15 protein-coding genes are annotated in these 19404 nt (G+C 70.4%); 3 read left to right on the top strand and 12 right to left on the bottom strand.

Translation table 11 applies throughout. The features are described 5' to 3' along the window. Positions 1-119: 119 nt before the first annotated feature. Positions 120-1802, top strand: a complete 1683-nt coding sequence (locus HNR07_RS02050) for a thiamine pyrophosphate-dependent enzyme (RefSeq protein ID WP_184361171.1) — start codon at positions 120-122, stop codon at positions 1800-1802. A 148-nt stretch (positions 1803-1950) separates the two neighbouring features. On the opposite strand, the gene HNR07_RS02045 is transcribed toward HNR07_RS02050, so the two are convergent. Next, complete coding sequence (locus HNR07_RS02045) at positions 1951-2856, bottom strand: LysR family transcriptional regulator (protein WP_184361169.1); 906 nt, start codon at positions 2854-2856, stop codon at positions 1951-1953. Positions 2857-2929: 73 nt separating this feature from the next. On the opposite strand from HNR07_RS02045, the gene HNR07_RS02040 reads away from it, so the two are divergent. Beyond that, positions 2930-3949, top strand: coding sequence for a DMT family transporter (locus tag HNR07_RS02040; RefSeq protein ID WP_184361166.1), 1020 nt, complete (start codon positions 2930-2932; stop codon positions 3947-3949). Positions 3950-3975: 26 nt separating this feature from the next. Here HNR07_RS02040 and HNR07_RS02035 read toward each other — a convergent pair whose 3' ends face one another. The 4 genes from HNR07_RS02035 to HNR07_RS02020 form a co-directional block, all read right to left on the bottom strand. Beyond that, a complete protein-coding gene (locus HNR07_RS02035; protein WP_184361163.1) occupies positions 3976-4902 on the bottom strand; it encodes an RluA family pseudouridine synthase in 927 nt (308 codons plus the stop codon). After that, positions 4899-5549, bottom strand: a complete 651-nt coding sequence (gene lspA, locus HNR07_RS02030) for a signal peptidase II (RefSeq protein ID WP_184361160.1) — start codon at positions 5547-5549, stop codon at positions 4899-4901. The genes HNR07_RS02035 and lspA overlap by 4 nt, the downstream gene beginning before the upstream one ends. A 29-nt stretch (positions 5550-5578) precedes the next feature. Next, on the bottom strand, positions 5579-5989 hold the full coding sequence (locus HNR07_RS02025) for a TraR/DksA family transcriptional regulator (protein WP_184361157.1): 411 nt from the start codon (positions 5987-5989) through the stop codon (positions 5579-5581). A gap of 216 nt (positions 5990-6205) precedes the next feature. Further along, a complete protein-coding gene (locus tag HNR07_RS02020; RefSeq protein WP_017579795.1) occupies positions 6206-6466 on the bottom strand; it encodes a divalent-cation tolerance protein CutA in 261 nt (86 codons plus the stop codon). A gap of 376 nt (positions 6467-6842) precedes the next feature. Here HNR07_RS02020 and ileS point away from each other — a divergent pair, with 376 nt between their 5' ends. Then, the gene (gene ileS, locus HNR07_RS02015; protein WP_184371275.1) at positions 6843-10043 is read left to right on the top strand and encodes an isoleucine--tRNA ligase; all 3201 of its coding nucleotides are present in this window, start codon (positions 6843-6845) and stop codon (positions 10041-10043) included. A gap of 1518 nt (positions 10044-11561) precedes the next feature. Here ileS and HNR07_RS02010 read toward each other — a convergent pair. The 7 genes from HNR07_RS02010 to ftsZ form a co-directional block, all read right to left on the bottom strand. After that, positions 11562-12908, bottom strand: coding sequence for a hypothetical protein (locus HNR07_RS02010; RefSeq protein ID WP_184361154.1), 1347 nt, complete (start codon positions 12906-12908; stop codon positions 11562-11564). 75 nt (positions 12909-12983) lie between these two features. Further along, positions 12984-13877: a DivIVA domain-containing protein gene (locus HNR07_RS02005; protein WP_184361151.1), complete on the bottom strand. Its 894-nt coding sequence runs from the start codon at positions 13875-13877 to the stop codon at positions 12984-12986. 127 nt (positions 13878-14004) lie between these two features. Further along, a complete protein-coding gene (locus HNR07_RS02000) occupies positions 14005-14304 on the bottom strand; it encodes a YggT family protein (RefSeq protein ID WP_017579792.1) in 300 nt (99 codons plus the stop codon). Between the two features lie 39 nt (positions 14305-14343). Continuing rightward, positions 14344-14871 (bottom strand): cell division protein SepF, encoded by a 528-nt coding sequence (locus HNR07_RS01995; protein ID WP_017579791.1) that lies wholly within the window; start codon positions 14869-14871, stop codon positions 14344-14346. 135 nt (positions 14872-15006) lie between these two features. Continuing rightward, on the bottom strand, positions 15007-15735 hold the full coding sequence (locus HNR07_RS01990; RefSeq protein ID WP_184361147.1) for a YggS family pyridoxal phosphate-dependent enzyme: 729 nt from the start codon (positions 15733-15735) through the stop codon (positions 15007-15009). A gap of 136 nt (positions 15736-15871) precedes the next feature. Next, positions 15872-16591 carry a peptidoglycan editing factor PgeF gene (gene pgeF / locus HNR07_RS01985; protein WP_184361144.1) on the bottom strand — a complete coding sequence of 240 codons (720 nt, stop codon included), beginning with the start codon at positions 16589-16591 and terminating at the stop codon, positions 15872-15874. A gap of 134 nt (positions 16592-16725) precedes the next feature. Beyond that, positions 16726-18219, bottom strand: a complete 1494-nt coding sequence (gene ftsZ, locus HNR07_RS01980; RefSeq protein WP_184361141.1) for a cell division protein FtsZ — start codon at positions 18217-18219, stop codon at positions 16726-16728. Between the last annotated feature and the right edge of the window lie 1185 nt (positions 18220-19404).

Genomic DNA, 19404 nt, shown 5'->3' with positions numbered 1-19404 from the left:
CGCGTCCGGCCTTGACCGGCCATGGGACGCCTGCAAGAGTCGGCCGCATGTGTTCCGGGGCACACCCTGGCTCCGGTGCGCACCGAGTGGACCTTGCGACGATGGAAGGACCCGCCTCCATGGCCCCTGCCGCACAACGGCCCCAACCCCCCACCGACACCGCCGCGCACGCGACGGTGTCGGTCCTGGCCGCCGCCGGGATCAGACGGTGCTACACCGTCCCCGGCGAGAGCTTCCTCGAACTGGCGGACGCCATCGACCAGCACCCGGAGATGGCCCTGGTCTCCACCCGGCACGAGGGCGGCGCCGCCTTCATGGCCGAGGCCGAGGCCAAACTCACCGGTGTCCCCGCCGTGGCCGCCGCCACCCGCGGCCCCGGCGCGGCCAACCTGGCGGTGGGTGTGCACACCGCCATGCAGGACTCCACCCCGATGGTCGTGTTCCTCGGCCAGGCGGAGACCGAACGCCTGGGGCGCGAGGCCTTCCAGGAGGTGGACCTGACCGCCTTCTACGCACCCATCACCAAGTGGTCCACCACCGTGCACCGGGCCGACCGGCTGGCGGAGGTCACCGCCAGGGCGATCCGGATCGCCACCACCGGCCGCCCCGGCCCGGTGGCCATCGCGGTGCCGGGCGACCTGTTCGGTGAACGGGTCGGACCGCAGCCCGAACCACACCCCTTCGTTGCGCCCCGGCCCCCGTTGGGCGAGGGCGACCGGGACCGGCTGGCCGCCTGGCTGGCCCGTGCGGTGCGCCCGGTGATCATCGCCGGCGGCGGGGCCAGGTCCGCGCGCGCGGACCTGGTCCGCGTGGCCGAGCAGTACAGCGCCGGGGTGTACGCCGCCTGGCGCCGCCAGGACGTGTTCCCCAACGACCACCCGCTCTACCTCGGGCACCTGGGGCTGGGCGCGCCGAGCGCGGTGCTGGGCGCGCTGGCCGACGCCGACGCGGTGCTGGTGGTGGGCTGCCGGATGAGCGAGACCACCACCCAGGGGTACCGGCTGCCCGAGTCCGACGCGCGCACCCGTATCGCGCAGATCGACATCGACCCCGAGCAGGTGGGCGCCACCAAGGACGTGTGGCTCGGCGCGGTGGCCGATGCCGGGGAAGCCCTGCGCTCGCTGGCCGGGGCTCCGGTCAAGGCGCCCTACCGTGACTGGAGCGCGGCCCGCCGGATCTGGGTGGAGAGCGCGACGGTCCCGGCCGAGTCCGGTCTGCACCGGAGCGGCCGCATGCACCCGTGGTCGGTGATCGCCGGGATGGGCGAGGCCCTGCCCGAAGACACCCTGATCACCAACGACGCGGGCAACTTCGCGTCCTTCCTGCACCGGGGGTGGTGGTTCCGGCACCCGGACACCCAGCTGGCGCCGACCAGCGGGGCCATGGGGTACGCCGTGCCCGCCGCGGTGGCCGCCAAGCTCACCGCGCCCGAGCGGACCGTAGTGGCGGTGGCCGGTGACGGCGGCGCCCTGATGACCGGACAGGAGCTGGAGACGGCGGTCCGGTACGGGGCGGCGATCACCGTCGTGGTGTTCCAGAACGGGCTCTACGGCACGATCGCCATGCACCAGGCCCGTGAACTGGGCCGGATCGCGGGCACGGAGATCAGCGGCCCGCTGGATCTGGCGGGGTACGCCCGCGCGCTGGGCGCCAGAGGTGCCACCGTGCACAACCGTGAGGAGTTGGAGAAGGCGCTGACCGAGGCGGTGGGTTCGGACCTGCCCACCCTGGTGGACGTGCGCACCGACCCGGAGGTGATCAGCCCGACCGCCACCATGACGGACCTGCTCGGCGAGAGCTGAGCGAAGACGAACCGAAGACGGGGCGGCCCACCGGCCGCCCCGTCCCGGAGCTGCGCGGTCACCATCGGCCTCACCCGAGTACGCCCGGCAAGGGCGACGGGGTCCTTCGGTGCGGGCGTCGCCGGACACCATGCGTGGGGCCGTGGGACTACTCCGCGTACGTCGCGGCGGCCTCGCGTAGGGCGCGGACCACTGCCCGGATGGCGGGGCGGCGGGAGGCGTCCGTGCGCCAGAAGACGTAGACCTGGCGGACCAGCGCGGGTTGGACCGGGACCACGCGGACCCCCTCGGGGAGAGGTCCGCGACCCAGGCGGGGCAGGACGGCCGCGCCGATCCCGGCCGCGATGAGGGCCAGTTTGGTCTGGTGCTCCTCCGCGGAGTGGATGATCTCGGGTTCGGCGCCCCGGCCGCGGATGATGGCGTTCAGCCAGTCGTCGCAGATGGAGCCCCTGGTCCAACTGATCCAGGGCAGGTCCAGGATCTCGTCGAGCTCCAGGATCTCCCGGTGGGCCAGAGGGTGGTCGGCGGGCAGGGCGATGTCCCCTATGTCCTCCATGAGCGAGGCGCGCGTCATCCCCTGGGGCAGTTCCAGCGGCGCGCCCATCCAGTCCACGACCAAGGCCAGGTCGGCGTCGCCCCGGACCATCGCGGGGACGCTCTCCTGGGGCTCCTCCTCCTGGAGCTCGACCCGTAGGGCCGGGTGGGCCTCGCGCAGGGCCGGAAGGGCGGTGGGCAGGAGTCCGCGTACCGCCGTGGGAGTGGCGGACAGCCTCAGGTGCCCGGTGACCTCGCCCCGGTGGGCCTCCAGGTCGGCTTCGGCGCGGTGGACCAGGGACAGGATCCGGGAGGTGTGTTCGACGAGGAGTTCGGCGGCGTCGGTCAGGCGCACCCCGCGACCGTTCCGTTCGACCAGGGGTTGGCCGACCTCGCGCTCGAGTTTGGTCAGTTGCTGGGAGACGGCGGAGTTGGTGACGTGCAGGGCCTGGGAGGCGGCGCTGAGGGAGCCGTGGGCGGCGATGGCGTGCAGGACCCGGAGCCGGTCGACACTGAGCATGTAAGCAACTCTAACGCCTTGGTTAAGAAATACGAAGTAGACCTAAGGGATCCGTCAGGGATAGAAACATCCCATGTCCACTGTTCCCACAGCCTCGGCACCGGCTGTCCCGGTTTCCGGTGACCCGGTTCCCACCGGCACCGCTCAGCCCCGAAACCCGCTCCTGGGTTGGCGCGCCAAGTTCGCACTCCTCGCCCTCATCTGGGGCATGAGCTTCGTCCTGATCAAGACCGGGGCCGAGGTCCTCGCCCCGCTCCAGCTCGCCCTGGGCCGCATGGCCACCGGCGCGCTGCCGCTGCTCGCGGTCCTGTTCCTGAGCCGCGGGCGCCTGCCGTCCTCGCCCCGTCTGTGGGGGCACATGTTCGTGGTGGCCCTCCTGCTGAACACCGTCCCGTTCACCCTGTTCGGCTACGCGGGGCAGCTCATCCCCTCCGCGCTGATGGGGATCGTCAACGCCTCGACCCCGCTGTTCGGGGTGGTTTTCGCGATGCTGATCCTGTCCGACGAGCGGCCGGACCGCACCCGCGTCCTCGGCCTCGGCATCGGCTTCCTCGGGGTGCTCACCGTCTTCGGGGTGTGGAACTCGCTGAGCACGGTGAACGTGACCGACGGCGACGCCCTGCTCGGGATGCTGATGGTGGTGGGCGCCACCGCCTGCTACGGGATCGGCACCCCCTACCTGCGCCGCTTCGTCGCGGGCAGTGCGCACACCGCGCTGGAGCTGAGCGCCCTGCAGATGCTGCTCGGCACCCTGCCCCTGTTGGCGCTGGTCCCGCTGCTCACCGAAGCCCCCACCGAACTGACCTGGAAGGCCGCCCTGGCGGTGACCGCGCTGGGCGTGTTCGGCACCGGCTTCGCCTACATCCTGAACTACGCCATCGTGCGGGCCGCAGGAGCGACCGTGGCCACCACGGTCACCTACGTGGCCCCGGTGATCGCGGTCACCGCCGGGGTCGTCCTGCTCGGTGAGACCCTGAGCTGGAACCAGCCGCTGGGAGCACTGGTCATCATCCTGGGCGCGGCCCTGTGCCAGGGCGTACTACGCGTCCGCCGCCCGACCCCGAGCAGGGGCGGACGGCGGAGAGGTCGCTGAGAGCGCGTGCGGTCCAGCGCTCGGAGCTAGTCCTCGCGGAGCTTGGCCACGGCGGCTTCGAGGTCCTCCGGGTAGGGGCTGGAGAACTCCACCGGGCGGTGCTCGGTGGGGTGGTCGAAACCCAGCCGCACCGCGTGCAGCCACTGGCGCTTGACGCCCAGCCGCTCGGCGAGTGTGGGGTCGGCTCCGTAGAGGTGGTCGCCCACGCAGGGGTGGCGCAGCGCGGCCATGTGCACCCGGATCTGGTGGGTGCGGCCCGTCTCCAGCTTGATCTCGAGCAGGCTGGCGGCCCGGAAGGCCTCTTGGGTGTCGTAGTGAGTCACCGAGGGGCGCCCGCCAGCGACCACGGCCCAGCGGCCGTCACCGGCGGGGTGGCGGTCGATCGGGGCGTCGACGGTGCCGCGCAGCGGGTCCGGGTGGCCCTGGACCAGCGTGTGGTAGCGCTTGTCCACGGTGCGCTCCTTGAACGCCCGCTTGAGCACGCTGTAGGCGGTCTCGCTCTTGGCGACCACCATCAGGCCGGTGGTGTTGGCGTCCAGGCGGTGCACGATGCCCTGGCGCTCCGCGGCTCCGCTGGTGGCCAGCCGCACGCCCGAGGCCAGCAGGCCCTCCAGGACGCTGGGGCCGGTCCAGCCGACCGTCGGGTGCGCGACCACGCCGACCGGCTTGTCCACCACGATGATGTCGGTGTCCTCGTGCACGATCCGCATGCCCGGGACCGCCTCGGCCCGCGGGACGGGGGCGGTGGGCGGCGGCGGGAGGGTGACCTCCAGCCAGGACCCGGCCTGCACCCGGTCGGACTTGCCAGCCTCGGCGCCGTCGAGGAGGACGCCGCCGTCGCCGATCAGCTCCGCGGCACGGGTCCGGGAGAGCCCGAACATCCGCGCGATCGCGGAATCCAGCCGGTCGCCCTCCAGGCCGTCAGGGACGGGGAGGCTCCTTGTGTCGCTCATGCGCCCTTCCCCTTGTCGTTCTCTCCGCCGTCGTTCTCGGCGGAGTCCCGCCCAGCGGTGCCACCGCTCGTCCCGGTGTCTCCGCCGTCACCCGCCTCAGCGGGTCCAGCGATCTCGGTGTCCTCGTCCGCCGTCTCGTCCGCGACCATCGTCCCGTCCAGGTTGAGGCCCTTGAAGGTGAGTGCCACCACCAGGCAGGCCCCGACCACCACGCAGGAGTCGGCGATGTTGAAGACCGGGAAGGTCCCGACGCTGATGAAGTCGACGACCGCGCCGGTGCCGGGCGCCTCGCCCCGGAAGTAGCGGTCGACGAGGTTGCCCGCGGCCCCGCCCATCATCAGGCCGAGCGTGACGCCCCACCACACGCTGCGCACACGCCAGCCGATGTAGGCGATCGCGAGGACCACGACGGTGGCGATGGCGGTGAACACCCAGGTGTAGCCGGTGCCGAGCGAGAACGCGGCGCCGGTGTTGTAGACCAGGGTGAACTGGACGAAGCTGCCGATGACATCGAGGCGCTCGCCCTGGGAGAAGGCCGCCAGCACCCATTCCTTGGTCAGGAAGTCGGCGACGATCGCGGCGAGCGCGACCAACAACAGGAGTACGTACCTGCGCGGCCGGGCAACGGTGTTGTCGGTCGTGGTCATGTTGCTGTCCCCGGAGGGCTCTACCTCAGTCAGCGACGCTCCTCGCGCTGTTTGCAGGTGACGCACAGGGTGGCTCGCGGGAAGGCCTGTAGACGTGCCTTCCCGATGGCCTGGCCGCATGACTCACAGACCCCGTAGGTCCCCGCGTCCATCCGTTCGATCGCCCGCTCGTTCTTGGCGAGCAGGTCACGAGTATTGTAGGCCAACGCCAGATCGTGTTCGCGTTGGAAGGTCTTCGCACCGGTGTCCGCGGGATCGTCCCCCGCCCCCGCGACCGGGTCGGTGAGCAGCTCGTGGACCTCGTTCTCGCTCTCGCGGATCTCCTCCCGCTGAGCCACGATCTCGCTCTCCAACTGGTTCCGGAGCTGAGCGAGCTCCTCCGGTGTCCAGGGCCCCTCCCCCGGTCGAACCGGCAGCGCCGCCGCCTCGGTGGCCTTCATCGCACTCCCCCTCCACACGCCGCACAGCCCCCGAACCCCACCTGATCTGCGGGGTCTCCCCTCTTTCGGGAAGGCCGTGAGTGGTGCCGCGAGCCTAGGCAATCGACCGCCCCAAGGCAATGATCCGGGCGGGGGCCTGGCGGAACCATCGATCTCGGGGTGGATCGATCTCGGGGTGATCGGTGGTGGAGCGTCACCGAGGCCGCTTGCCCACTCTCACTCCGCGACTGCGAAGCCGCCGTAGTCCTCGGCCAGCAGCAACAGGTGGGGTTCGTCGAAGGTGGCCGGGCCACCGTGCGGGCCGGTCAGTACCTCGATGACCCAGTCCACGTCCTCGGCGTCGTCCTCGCCGGCGAGCATGTCCCGGTACACCCGGCAGGGCTCGTACCCCTGCTCGAGAAGCTGCTCGGCGAGCTCGTCCGCGTCCTCGCGGTCGGGCAGGGTCACCAGGACCGCGCCCCGCGTCTGCTCCGCCACGGCCGCCCCCTCACTCAATGCGCGGCACGCCTGGCCGCACTGCGTTATCCTGAATGCGTGTCGATGGGGACGAGTAACGCTGGCCCCGACCGGACGGACACAGCCTAGAGGGGCTGGACCGCCCAAGCGACCCGGGGACGGTGCGAGCCCGGGGGCAACGACCAGCGCGAAGATCACCCCGGAGCCGTCGGAAGAACAGGTCGCGCGCAGTGGCGAGCACAGCGCGCACCCCAGTAGAACCGGCACGAACCCAACGAAGTGGGACCCGCCACCGATCCGTCCAGCGGACTCGGGACGCGGCTCCAAGGAGGGTGGTACCGCGGGGCTCCGCCTCGTCCCTCCGTCAGGAACACCCCTGATGGAGAAAGGTACGACGGTGACCGACGACCCCCGGCCCGAATCCCGCGCGCTGCCCCAGCTGCCCGCTCAGATCGACCTGCCCGCGACGGAGCGCGAGATCCTCGGCCGCTGGTCGAAGGAGAACGTCTTCCAGCGGTCGCTCGACCAGACCCGCGGCAATGAGAACTGGGTGTTCTACGAGGGCCCGCCCACCGCGAACGGCCAGCCCGGCGTGCACCACGTCGAGGCCCGCGCCTTCAAGGACGTCTTCCCGCGCTTCCGCACCATGCGCGGCTACCACGTGGACCGCAAGGCCGGCTGGGACTGCCACGGCCTGCCCGTCGAGGTCGCCGTGGAGAAGGAACTCGGCCTGAGCGGAAAGAAGGACATCGAGGCCTTCGGCATCGCCGAGTTCAACGACCGCTGCCGCGAGTCCGTCCTGCGCAACGTGGACGCGTTCACCGCCATGACCGAGCGCATGGGCTACTGGGTGAACATGGACGACGCCTACCGCACCATGGACCCGCAGTACGTGGAGTCCGTGTGGTGGGCTCTCAAGCAGATCTGGGACAAGGGCCTGCTGTCCCGCGACTACCGGATCAGCCCCTACTGCCCGCGCTGCGGCACCACGCTGTCCGACCACGAACTGGCCCAGGGCTACGAAACCGTCACCGACCCGTCGGTGTACGTGCGGTTCCCGGTCACCTCCGGCCCGCTCGCCTCGCCCGAGCACCCCACCGCGCTGCTGGTGTGGACGACCACCCCGTGGACCCTGGTGTCCAACACCGCGGTGGCCGTGCACCCCGACGTCAAGTACGTGGTGGCCACCGACGGCGACGAGCGCCTCGTGGTCGCCGAGCCGCTGTTCGAGAAGGTCCTCGGCGAGGGCTGGGAGCTCACCGGCGAGAGCTACGAGGGCGACGAGATGGAGCGCTGGACCTATCAGCGCCCCTTCGACCTCGTGCCCTTCGACGAGCCCGCGCACTACGTGGTGCTCGCCGACTACGTCACGGTCGAGGACGGTACGGGCCTGGTCCACCAGTCGCCCGCCTTCGGCGCCGACGACATGACGGTCTGCCGCTCCTACGGCCTGCCGGTGGTCAACCCGGTCCGCCCCGACGGCACCTTCGAGGCCGAACTCGCACTGGTCGGCGGGGTCTTCTTCAAGACCGCAGACAAGACGCTGGTCCGCGACCTCAAGGACCGCGGCCTGCTCTTCCGCCACCTGAACTACGAGCACTCCTACCCGCACTGCTGGCGCTGCCACACCGCGCTGCTCTACTACGCGGTCCCGTCCTGGTACATCCGCACCACCGCGGTCAAGGACGAGCTGCTAGCGCAGAACGACGTCACCAACTGGGTGCCGGAGAACGTCAAGGAGGGCCGCTTCGGCGAGTGGCTGCGCGGCAACGTCGACTGGGCGCTGTCCCGCAACCGCTACTGGGGCACCCCGCTGCCGATCTGGGAGTTCCCCGACGGCCGCCAGATCTGCGTCGGGTCCCTGGCGGAGCTGAGCGAGCTCAGCGGGCAGGACCTGTCCAACCTGGACCCGCACCGCCCCTACGTCGACGACGTCGTCATCCCCGACCCCGACGCCGACCCGTCCCTGCCCGAGGACCAGCGGGTCGCCCGCCGCGTGCCCGAGGTCATCGACGCCTGGTTCGACTCCGGTTCCATGCCGTTCGCCCAGTGGGGTGCGCCGCACCAGAACAAGGAGACCTTCGAGGAGAACTTCCCGGCGCAGTACATCTCCGAGGCCATCGACCAGACCCGCGGCTGGTTCTACTCGCTGCTGGCGGTCAGCACCCTGGTGTTCGGCCGCAACTCGTTCGAGAACGTGGTCGTGCTCGGCCACATCCTCGCCGAGGACGGCCGCAAGATGAGCAAGCACCTGGGCAACGTCATGCAGCCCATCCCGGTGATGGACCAGCACGGCGCGGACGCCCTGCGCTGGTTCATGCTGGCCAGCGGCTCACCGTGGACGGCCCGCCGAGTCGGTCACGCCGCCCTGGAGGAGATCGTCCGCAAGGTGCTGCTGACCTACTACAGCACCACGTCGTTCTTCACCCTGTACGCCAACGCCGGCAGCGGCTGGGACCACTCGAAGCTGGCTGACGCGCCTGCCCCGCAGGACCGCCCGCTGCTGGACCGCTGGCTGCTGTCCGAGCTCAACGAGGTCGTGCGCGACGTCACCGAGGCGATGGACAAGTTCGACACGACCGGGGCCGGGCGCCGCCTGACCGCGTTCGTGGACGACGTGTCCAACTGGTACGTGCGCCGTTCCCGCCGCCGGTTCTGGGGCGGGGCGGAGACCCCCGAGGGCGCGGCGGCCTTCGCCACGCTGTTCGAGGCGCTGGAGACCGTCACCCTGCTGATGGCGCCGATCGTGCCGTTCCTGACCGACCACGTGTGGTCCGCGCTGCGCCGCCCGGAGGCAGCGGACTCGGTGCACCTGGCCTCCTGGCCCCAGGTGAACGAGGACCTGATCGACCCCGAGCTGTCCAAGAACATGGCGCTGACCCGCCGTCTGGTGGAGCTGGGCCGCTCCGCCCGGGTGGACTCGGCCATGCGCACCCGGCAGCCGCTGGCCCGCGCCCTGGTGGGCGCTCCGGGCTTCGCCGACCTGCCGGAGCAGCTGCGCGCGCAGGTGGCCGACGAGCTCAACGTGGCCGGGCTGGACGCCCTGTCATCCGTCGGCGGCGACCTCGTGGACTACGTGGTCAAGCCGAACTTCCGCGCCCTGGGCAAGCGGTTCGCCAAGCGTACGCCGCTGGTGGCCAAGGCCATCCAGACCGCCGACCCGGCCGCCCTGGTCGAGCAGGTCCGCGCGACCGGCTGGGCGCAGGTGCGGGTCGAGGACGAGCCGGTGGAGGTCAACGCCGACGAGATGCTGGTGACCGAGCAGCCCCGCGAGGGCTGGGCGGTGGCCTCCGAGGCCGGTGAGACGGTGGCCCTGGACCTGGAGCTGACCCCGGAGCTGCGCCGCGCCGGCCTGGCCCGCGAGATGGTGCGGATGCTCCAGGAGGCCCGTAAGAACAGCGGCCTGGACGTGTCCGACCGGATCCACGTGTGGTGGACCAGTGAGGACGAGGCCGTCCGCCAGGCGCTGTCCGAGCACGGGCAGATGATCGCCGGTGAGGTGCTCGCCGACGCCTTCGTGGCCGGTGCGGGCGAGGACGCCCCGCACTCGGCGGAGTCGGAGGAGTTCGGTGTGGCATTCAGCTTCCGCCGCGCCTGACCTTTGACGCGCTGAGGCCCCGAGGTGCTGAGGCGCTGAGGTACTGAGGTACTGAGGTACTGAGGCGCTGAGGTGCAGAAGGGCCCGCTCGTTCATCGATGCTGTTGGCGAATCCGGAGCGAAGGGTTCGGAGAAAGCGCTGGGACCCGGAGAACGTGGGGACCCGGAGAACGTGGGGACCCGGAGAAGCAGAACGCCTGGCACGGAGAGGCTCTCCGTGCCAGGCTCAAACTCGGGTAAGCCAATCCGGGGTGGGGCCTGTGCGGGGCCTGGGGCTCGGGTCGCGTTTCTGGTTGGGGTTCCCCCGTTTCCCGCCGCGTGATGGTGGCCGTCTACGCTGCGCGCGTCAAGGTCGTACGTCCTCGCTTCGCTCCGGGCGCTCCACCTTGACCCGCTTCGCTACGACGGCGGTGGGCGGCTATCGGGAAACGGGGCAGGAGTGGTCGGGGCGGCAGACGGGCCCCAGAGGGGCCCAACAGCAACTGCGCGGCCTTCGGCCGGTGCCCTCCCCAGACCGGAGCGCAACGCCTGGCCGTGTCGCGGCCGGTCACTGACCGGGACGGACAAGCGGCAGCGAGGGAAGCAGTCTCCCCAGCCCTGCGGGGATCGGTTCGCGTGTCGTGGCCGGTCATGCGTGCCATCGGACCAGCCGGTGGTGAGGGCGGGGTTCAGCGCTGCGGTGTCGGCCCCGGGCAAGCCGAGTGTCCGTAACCCGCACCTGGGGGTCGTCCGCTGCTTCCGAAACCCCCTCACCCCCGATGATCTTGCTACCAGGAGCAAGTTCGGCGCCGAACTTGCCCCTGGTAGCAAGATCATCTTCGAAAAGAGGGCCGAAACCGGGCCCGGGGCCTGGCGGGCCGCTGGTGGTGTTCGCCAGTACGGGCAACCGGCCGCGACACGTGTCCCGGTCCGCGCGGAGGTGAGGAACCTGCTGCCTTCGCCGCCGCTTTTCCGTCCCGGTCAGTGACCGGCCGCGACACGGGCAACCGGTCCGCGCAGGGCTGGGGAGCCTGGCGCCTTCGCTGCCGCTTTTCGTCGCTGACCTTGACCGGCCGCGACACGGCCAGGCGTTGCGCTCCGGTCTGGGGAGGGCACCGGCCGAAGGCCGCGCAGTTGCTGTTGGGCCCCTCTGGGGCCCGTCTGCCGCCCCGACCACTCCTGCCCCGTTTCCCGATAGCCGCCCACCGCCGTCGTAGCGAAGCGGGTCAAGGTGGAGCGCCCGGAGCGAAGCGAGGACGTACGACCTTGACGCGCGCAGCGTAGACGGCCACCATCACGCGGCGGGAAACGGGGGAACCCCAACCAGAAAAGAAACCCGAGCCCCAGGCCCCGCACTGATCCCGCGCCGGACGCCTTACCCGAGCCTGAGGCTGAGCCTGACACAGAGAAGCCTCCCCAGATCAGCCTCTCCGCTTCTCCGGGCCCCAGCGCTTTCTCCGACCCCTTCGCTCCGGATTCGCCAACAGCATCGTTCTTCGAGCGGGGCCTTCGTGGTGTTCTCGGGTGTGGGGAGAGCGGCTAACTGGAGCGGGAGGGGTCCGGCTCCTTGGCGCGGTCCAGCTGACCGTCCTCGTCGCTGTTGCCGGTGTGGTCGGTCTCTTCCGAGCCGGAGTCCTCGGCCGCTCCCGTGGCTTCGGGGGCTTCGGGGGCTTCGTCGGCGGGCCCAGGGACCTCAGCGGCCTCAGCGGCCTCCGTGACCTCAGGGGTCTTGTCAGAGGCTTCTTCGGTCTCCTCGCCGTCGAGGATGGCGGCGTAGGCCAGAGACGGGTCCTCGGCCCCGTCCTCATTGTGCGCAACCTGCTCCTCGGCGGGCTGTTCCTCGGCGGGCTGCTCGTAGGCGACGTCGGCCGAGCGTTCCTCGTCCTCGGGCTCCTCGGGGATCTGCCTCTGCGCCACGGACTCCGCTTCGGGGGTCTCTTCCCCGGATTCCGGGACGTCCTCGGCCACCGGCCCAGCCTCAAGGTCCCCTTCGGAGTCCTCGGGGGTCTCAGCGGCCTCCACAGCCTCTTCGGCGGGGTTCTCCTCCGCCGGAGCCCCCTGGCGGTCCTCGGCGTCCTCGACGTCCGCCACGGGCTCCTCACCCTCCTGGGGCGGCTCCTCGTGGTCGGAGTCCTCGACGGACACCTCCTCGCGATCCTCGCGAGTGGTCCGGGTGGGGATGCGGTAGGTGAACGCCTCGGCGGGCGCTTCTTCCGGCTCGGGCTCCGGGACGGCCTCTGCTTCGGGCTCCGTCTCGGGTTCGGATGTTGTCTCTGCCTCGATCGGCTCCTCGGCCCGTTCCTCGGCCGGTACGGCGTCCCCGACCTCGGAAACCCCAGCCTCGGCGGGCTCGTCCGGTGCTGTTCCAGGTCCGGAGTCCGGTTCGACGGCCGCTTCCGGCCAGTTCCCCAGCGTCGGGGTCTGCCAGCGGGGAACCTCGAACTCCGCTTCCTCTTCGCTGTCCTCAGCGGCCGCCGGACGCGGCTCACTGACGGGAGCGGGGTGCCCCGGGGGCACGGGGTGCTCCGCGATCTGCTCTACGCGCTGCTCCGAGGGGACGGATTCCCGCACCGGCTGAGCAGCCGGTGCGGGTACGCGCCCAGACTCCTCCGGTTCCCACCGCGGGGCCGCTACTGTGCCGGCCGCTGCCGCGGCCACCACGGGGACGGACGACTTCCCCAAACCGTCCGTCCGTTCCGTCCGCTCCGTGTCCGTACCGCTCCCGCTGAACCGTCCCTGAATGATCGCGCCCAACAGGAGGAGGACGCTCAGCCCGCCGAGTCCCAGGGCGATGTACACCAGGTTGGGTTCGGCGAGCACCAGGGCGGCCGCGATGACGGCGATGGCCGCCAGCACCGCCACGGTGGCGAGGAGGCTAAGGATCACGGGTCGACCAGGGCCTTTACACGTGTGGAGCCGGAGTTTTCAGTTGTTCGGAGCCGCACTGCCGCTCGATGAGGTCTAGCGACGCTCGTGCGGGGCCTCACCCGGGTGGAAACCACCGTGCTGGGCGGGCTCGGGCTGGCCGAACGGGTTACCGCCGGGGCCGTGCTGCTGGAGCGCGGGGGTTCCGCCGGTCTGGGGGGCCATCGTCTGGAAGCCACCCGTGGTGTTCGGGTTGGGCTCGACGGACTTGCCCTCCTCGTTGAGCTCGCGCAGCTGACGCTCGAAGTAGTCCTTCAGGCGGCTGCGGTACTCGCGCTCGAAGTCCTTGAGCACGTTGACCTTGTGCTCGAGCTCCTCGCGCTGCTGGACCAGGCTGCCCATGACCTGACGGTGGCGCTCCTGGGCGTCACGGTCGAGGTTCTCGGAACGGGCCCGGGCCTCACCGATGATCTGGTCGGCCTGACGGCGTGCCTTGCCGAGGATGTCCTCGGACTCGTGACGGGCGCGGCCGAGGGTCTCGTCCGCCTCGCGGCGGGCGTCGGAGATCGCCTGGTCGGCGGTCTGCTGGGCGAGCGCCAGGACACGGGCGGCCGTGTCCATGTTCTCCTCGCCACCCATGGCCATGTTGGCGCCGGTCATGCCCATCTGGGGCTGCGGCGCGGGCGGCTGGGGCTGCGGCTCGATGGGCTGCTGCGCCTGCACGGGCTCCGGGCGCATCTGCTCCATCTGCTGCGGAGCCTCGGGGGCCTGCTCCTGCGGCTGCTGGAAGTCCTGCATGCCGGCGTTGGGGACCTTGCCCCGCAGGCACTCGGCAAGCTTGCCGCGCAGTTCCTCGTTCTCCTGGATCAGTCGGTCCAGCTCAGACTCGACCTCGTCGAGAAAGGCGTCGACCTCTTCTTCGTCATACCCGGGTCGGAGCCGGGTAGTGCTGAACTGCTTGTTCCGCACATCGGCGGGTGTCAGCGGCATGTTCGTCTCCTTGGCGCGCTTGGAGTCTGTCCGTAGGGACGCTACCTGATCGTGACCTTACGGCAATCCAGATCATGACTAAGACCACATATCGGAATCAGGGGTTGTCTTTTCTGCCCCGTCCCCCTTACGCGAAGCTCACCATCAGGCCCCTCAGAACGCTCTGAAGGATGATCACACCGAAGAAGAGGACCAGCACACTCAGGTCGAGTGCGATACTCCCCAGCCGGATCGGCTTGATGAACTTGCGCAGGAACTTCAGTGGCGGGTCGGTGATCGTGTACACGATCTCAGCGAGCACGAGCACGAACCCGGTGGGCCGCCAGGACCGGGAGAAGGACTGCACCATCTCCAGGACCACCCTCGCTATCAGCACGAAGACAAACAGCTGAAGCAGACTCAGCAGCACGAACAGGACGATACTCACGGTCGTTCCCCGACCCAATCTCTGGACAAATGTGATGGTCTAGCTCTGATTGAAGAACCCTCGCTCGGCGATCCGCGCCTTGTCTTCGGCGGTCACCTCGACGTTGGCCGGGGACAGCAGGAACACCTTGTTGGTTACGCGTTCGATACTGCCATGGAGACCGAAGATCAGGCCAGCCGCGAAGTCGACCAGACGCTTGGCGTCGCTGTCGACCATCTCGGTCAGGTTCATGATCACCGGTGTACCTTCCCGGAAGTGCTCTCCGATCGTACGCGCCTCGTTGTAGGTGCGCGGGTGGAGCGTGGTGATCCGAGCAAGGTCGGCGGTTGAGGCAGTCGTGGTCGTACCACCGCGTCGCTCACCCGTTCCCAGGTAGTCGCCGGTGTCCGTCACAGCGTCGCCTCGTGCTTCCTCGCCTCGTGGGGTGTCAGCGCCGCGGTCACGCTGCTCGTCCACGACCTCGTCGAAATCGTCGAACTCATCATATTCGTCCGCGTAGCGGTGATCGTAACGGTCGTCCTCCACGAGGCCGAGGTAGACCGCCATCTTGCGCATCGCGCCGGCCATCTCATGTCCTCCGTCGTCCCCGCGGTCTTCACCGCAGCCGACTCCTCCGTCTTCGGCCCCTGTGCCCCGCGTGCGCGGGGTGTTCGCTCATTCGGGCGAACGCCACAGACAGGCCCCAAGGTCTATGTGGGGACATTACCCCACGATCGGTCCCCGAGAGCCGAGCAACGCCGTACCGAGTCGCAGGTGTGTCGCGCCTCGCCCGATCGCGGCTTCGAGGTCCCCGCTCATGCCGGCGGAGATCACCGTCGCCTGAGGGTAGCGATCCCGGATCCGCCCCGCCACCTCGTACAGACGGGCGAAGGCTTCGTCCGGATCTGCGCCCAGCGGAGCTACCGCCATCACACCGCCGAGCGTGAGCGCCTCGTGCTCGGCGATGCGCTCGGCGAGCGCGGGCGCGTCGGCCGGGTCCACGCCGCCGCGCGGACCGATGACCCCCGCCTGGGAACCGGTGTCCAGGTTCACCTGTACCAGACAGGTCAGACGCCGCTCGGCGGCGGCCGCACGGTCCCCCAGCGCCCGGGCCAGCTTGGCCCGGTCCACCGAGTGCACGACGTCGGCGTAGGAGGCCACCGATCGGGCCTTGTTGCTCTGCAGCTGACCGACGAAGTGCCAGGTCAGATCCAGGTCGGCGGTCTCGGCTGCCTTGGGGGCCGCTTCCTGGTCGCGGTTCTCGCCGACGTCGGTGACCCCGAGGGAAGCGAGAACACGCACGTCACTGGCGGGATAGGTCTTGGTCACACCGATCAGCGACACCTCCGAGGGGTCGCGGTCGGCCTTGTGGCAGGCCGCCTCGATCCTGGCCCGCGCGGCCGTGAGGTTGGCGCGGATCTGCTCGGTGCGCGCGGAGTCGGTGTGTGACACGGATGTTCCTTTTCCCTACTGACTGCTGTCGGCTTCGGTGGTGTGTCCTGGGGTGGCCGTGGCCGAAAGTGGCCCCGGAGGTACAAGGAGCCCGGAGTGCCCGGGGAAGGCCCGGGTGGCCCGGATGCTCCGAAGGTCAGGCGCGCCAGAGGAAGGAGGCGAACCTGCCGGTGGGCGCTCCCCCGCGGTGGGAGAAGAGCTCGGGCGTCTCCAGGGTGCAGCGGCCGTCGGCGGTGATGTCGGCGACCCCCGCACGGCGCAACTGGGCGGTGACGGCGGCCACCATGTCCACGCCGGGGGTGCCCCGGCGGGTGGTGGCAGCCGCCTCGGGGGTGTGTTCGGCCGTCTCGGCCTGGAGCTCGGGCGGGACCTCGTAGCAGCCGCCGCAGATCGCCGGGCCGAGGAAGACGGTGATGTGATCCACACGCGCGCCCTGGTCGGCCATCGTCTGGACCAGGTTGACCGCCACCCCGTTCGCGGTGCCCAGGCGCCCGGAGTGGGCCGCCCCCAGCACACCGGCTTCGGTGTCGGCGGCGAGCACGGGCAGGCAGTCGGCGGCCATCGAGGCCAGGACCAGGTCCGGCCGGGTGGTGACCACTCCGTCGCAGGTGCCGACCCCGCCGGGTTCGGTGGCCACGAGCACGTCGGCGCCGTGCACCTGGTTCATCCACACGACACTGTCGACGTCGAAACCCAGTTCCTGGGCCGCGCGTGCGCGGTTGGCCATGACCGCCTCGCGGCTGTCACCGGACCCCAGTCCGATGTTGAGCGAGTCGAACGGAGGCTGGCTCACGCCGCCCTTGCGTTCGGTGACGGCTGCACGGACACCGTGCCCCAGGTCGATCAAGTTGCCCATCGGCGCGACGCGGCCCTTCCCTCTGCCCCGGGGAGGCCTGACGGCTGCTCCTGCGGCTCTCCCGTGGGGCGGCGACGGCCCCGCCGCAAGGGTCGGGGCCGCTGACACGTCGATGGTACCGGGGTGGTGAGGGGCTACTTGAGGAACTCCGGCACGTCCAGGTCGTCGGGGTCGTCGAAGATGACCCGGCGCCGGGGCGTGGGCACCTCGCCCCGGCGCTCCGAGGCGTCCGAGACCGCGTGGATGTGGCTCGGCTGGGCTTCCGGCTCGGCGGCCGGGGCCTGCTGCTCCTCGGCCGGAGCGACCTGCTGGGACTCCGGCGCGACCGGCTCGGACTCGCTGTGGGGGACCGGGTAGCCGTTGCCCTGGGCCTGCTCGGCCTGGGGCTGGGTCGGCTCGGACTCCGAACGGACCGGCTCCGGCTGGACCGGCTCGGGCTGGACCGGCTCCTGCGTCACCGCGGGCTGCACCGGCGGCATGGCGGGAGCTTCCTGGGCGGGCTGGGCCGGGCGCGACGGAGCGATCCACGGCATGCTGGTGGCCGGCGCCCCGCTCGCGTCAGCGGCGGACGGCGTCGCCTTGGCCGACGAACCCTCCCTGCCGGACGTGATGCCTGCCGTGGGGGCGACGGCCTCAGGAGGGTCCACCGGCTGGTGCTCCCGCGCCACGGGTCCGGTGACCTCCGGTTCGTCGAAGCCCGCCGCGATCACGGTGACCCGCACCTCGTCGCCCAGGGCGTCGTCGATGACGGCGCCGAAGATGATGTTGGCCTCGGGCGCCGCGGAGTTGGCGACCAGCTGTGCCGCCTCGTTGATCTCGAAGAGTCCGAGGTCGGAGCCGCCCTGGATGGACAGCAGCACACCGTGTGCCCCGTCGATGCTGGCTTCGAGCAGCGGTGAGGAGATCGCCAGTTCGGCCGCTGCCACGGCCCTGTCGTCCCCTCGTGCCGATCCGATTCCCATCAGCGCCGATCCGGCCCCCGACATGACCGACTTGACGTCGGCGAAGTCCAGGTTGATCAGGCCCGGAGTGGTGATCAGGTCGGTGATGCCCTGGACACCGGAGAGCAGGACCTGGTCGGCCGCCTTGAAGGCGTCCAGCACACTGACCTGGCGGTCCGAGATGGACAGCAGGCGGTCGTTGGGGATGACGATGAGGGTGTCGACCTCCTCGCGGAGCATCGCTATCCCCGACTCGGCCTGGGTCGCCCGCCGCTTGCCCTCGAAACCGAAGGGGCGGGTGACCACACCGATGGTGAGCGCTCCGAGGGAGCGGGCGATGTTGGCGACGACCGGAGCTCCACCGGTGCCGGTCCCGCCGCCCTCGCCAGCCGTGACGAAGACCATGTCGGCCCCCTTGAGGACCTCCTCGATCTCCTCGCGGTGGTCTTCGGCGGCCTTGCGGCCGACATCGGGGTTGGCGCCTGCGCCAAGGCCACGGGTGAGCTCGCGGCCGACGTCGAGCTTGACGTCCGCGTCGCTCATCAGCAGCGCTTGGGCGTCGGTATTGATCGCGATGAACTCGACGCCTTTGAGCCCCTCTTCGATCATTCGGTTGACGGCGTTGACACCGCCGCCGCCGATGCCGACGACTTTGATGACCGCGAGGTAGTTCTGCGGTGCTGCCACGACGAGGGGCCTTTCCGCTCGCATACGCCGTTCCGTCTACGCGTGTGCTGGCTGTGACCAGCAGGTGCGCCGGCGGTCCGGCATCCGGTTCTTCAGTGTGCGTTTCGGTTGCCCCGAACGGCCACCCGGTCGGGCGGCTGTCGGTGGGGGAACCCGGGACCACCGGTACCGCTCCTCCCCTCGCCGGGCCGACCCGTGGGCCGGACCGCGGCCCGCTCCGACGGAGCGGGGAGACGGTTCCTGCGTACCCCTGAAAGCGTGTTTTGCTACGTTCTTGACGTTGGTTGTGCTTCCCGACAGTAAGCGGACCGCCGGGTGCGGGCAACCGATGTTGGCCTCAGCCTAACGGCGTATAACGCAAGGAAGCGAAGTGCGCGCTCGGCGCGTCGCGTCTGGAATGTCCTGGCGGGACGATCCGCTCGGAGAGCTCCGAACGCGCCAGCACCCCCGGCCCGCCCCTAATGCGCCCCCAAGGGGACCTTGCCCGGACTCTTCCGTCTCGTGTGCGTTCCTTGGCGCACGCTTCACCTGCTTGCCGGCGAGGAGACCCGGGCGTGCGCGCCCGGGAGGAATCTCCTTGCCCGCTGGATCGTGAGCGCGGCCGACCGCGGGCAGCGGGTTTCCGGGGAGTTTCGTTGTTCGGCCCCGTGGACGAGGTTGGTGTCGTTAGTGCGTTCGATCATGAAGGTGGTCGTGCGGGTCAGGCCGCTGCCCTCGCCGGAGCGGCGAGGGTGCTCGAGGCGGCCCTGGACGTATGTAACCGGGCGGCGAGCCACGCCTCCCGGGTGGCCCGGGACAGCGGTGCTCGGCACAAGTATGCCCTGCAGGATAAGGTCTACCACCAGCTGAAAGCCGAGTTCGACCGCAAAGCACAGCCGACGCCGCGGGCGATCGGCAAGGTCGCGGACGCGTACACCACCCGCAAAGCCAACCTGGACGCCGGGAACCTGGGCCGCAAGGGATCAGCCAGCGCCAGCGGGTGGCCTCCTCCCCGATCACCTACGGACGCCTCCGGCTCGGTACTCGCCGAGAAACAGCGTTCCGTGTTGCGTTCGCCGAGTTTCGCGCGGCTGCGCGGCTTCACCGCCCGCAAAGCTCGCGGTCCGGGGTCCCGGTCGTGGACCCGGCCCACACCTCTCAGCCCTGCTCGGACTACGACGACCACACTTCAGACGTAACCGGCCC

The organism is Nocardiopsis metallicus, from assembly GCF_014201115.1.
Classification (GTDB): Bacteria; Actinomycetota; Actinomycetes; order Streptosporangiales; family Streptosporangiaceae; genus Nocardiopsis; species Nocardiopsis metallicus.
This window is presented reverse-complemented; position numbering and strand designations above follow the sequence as displayed.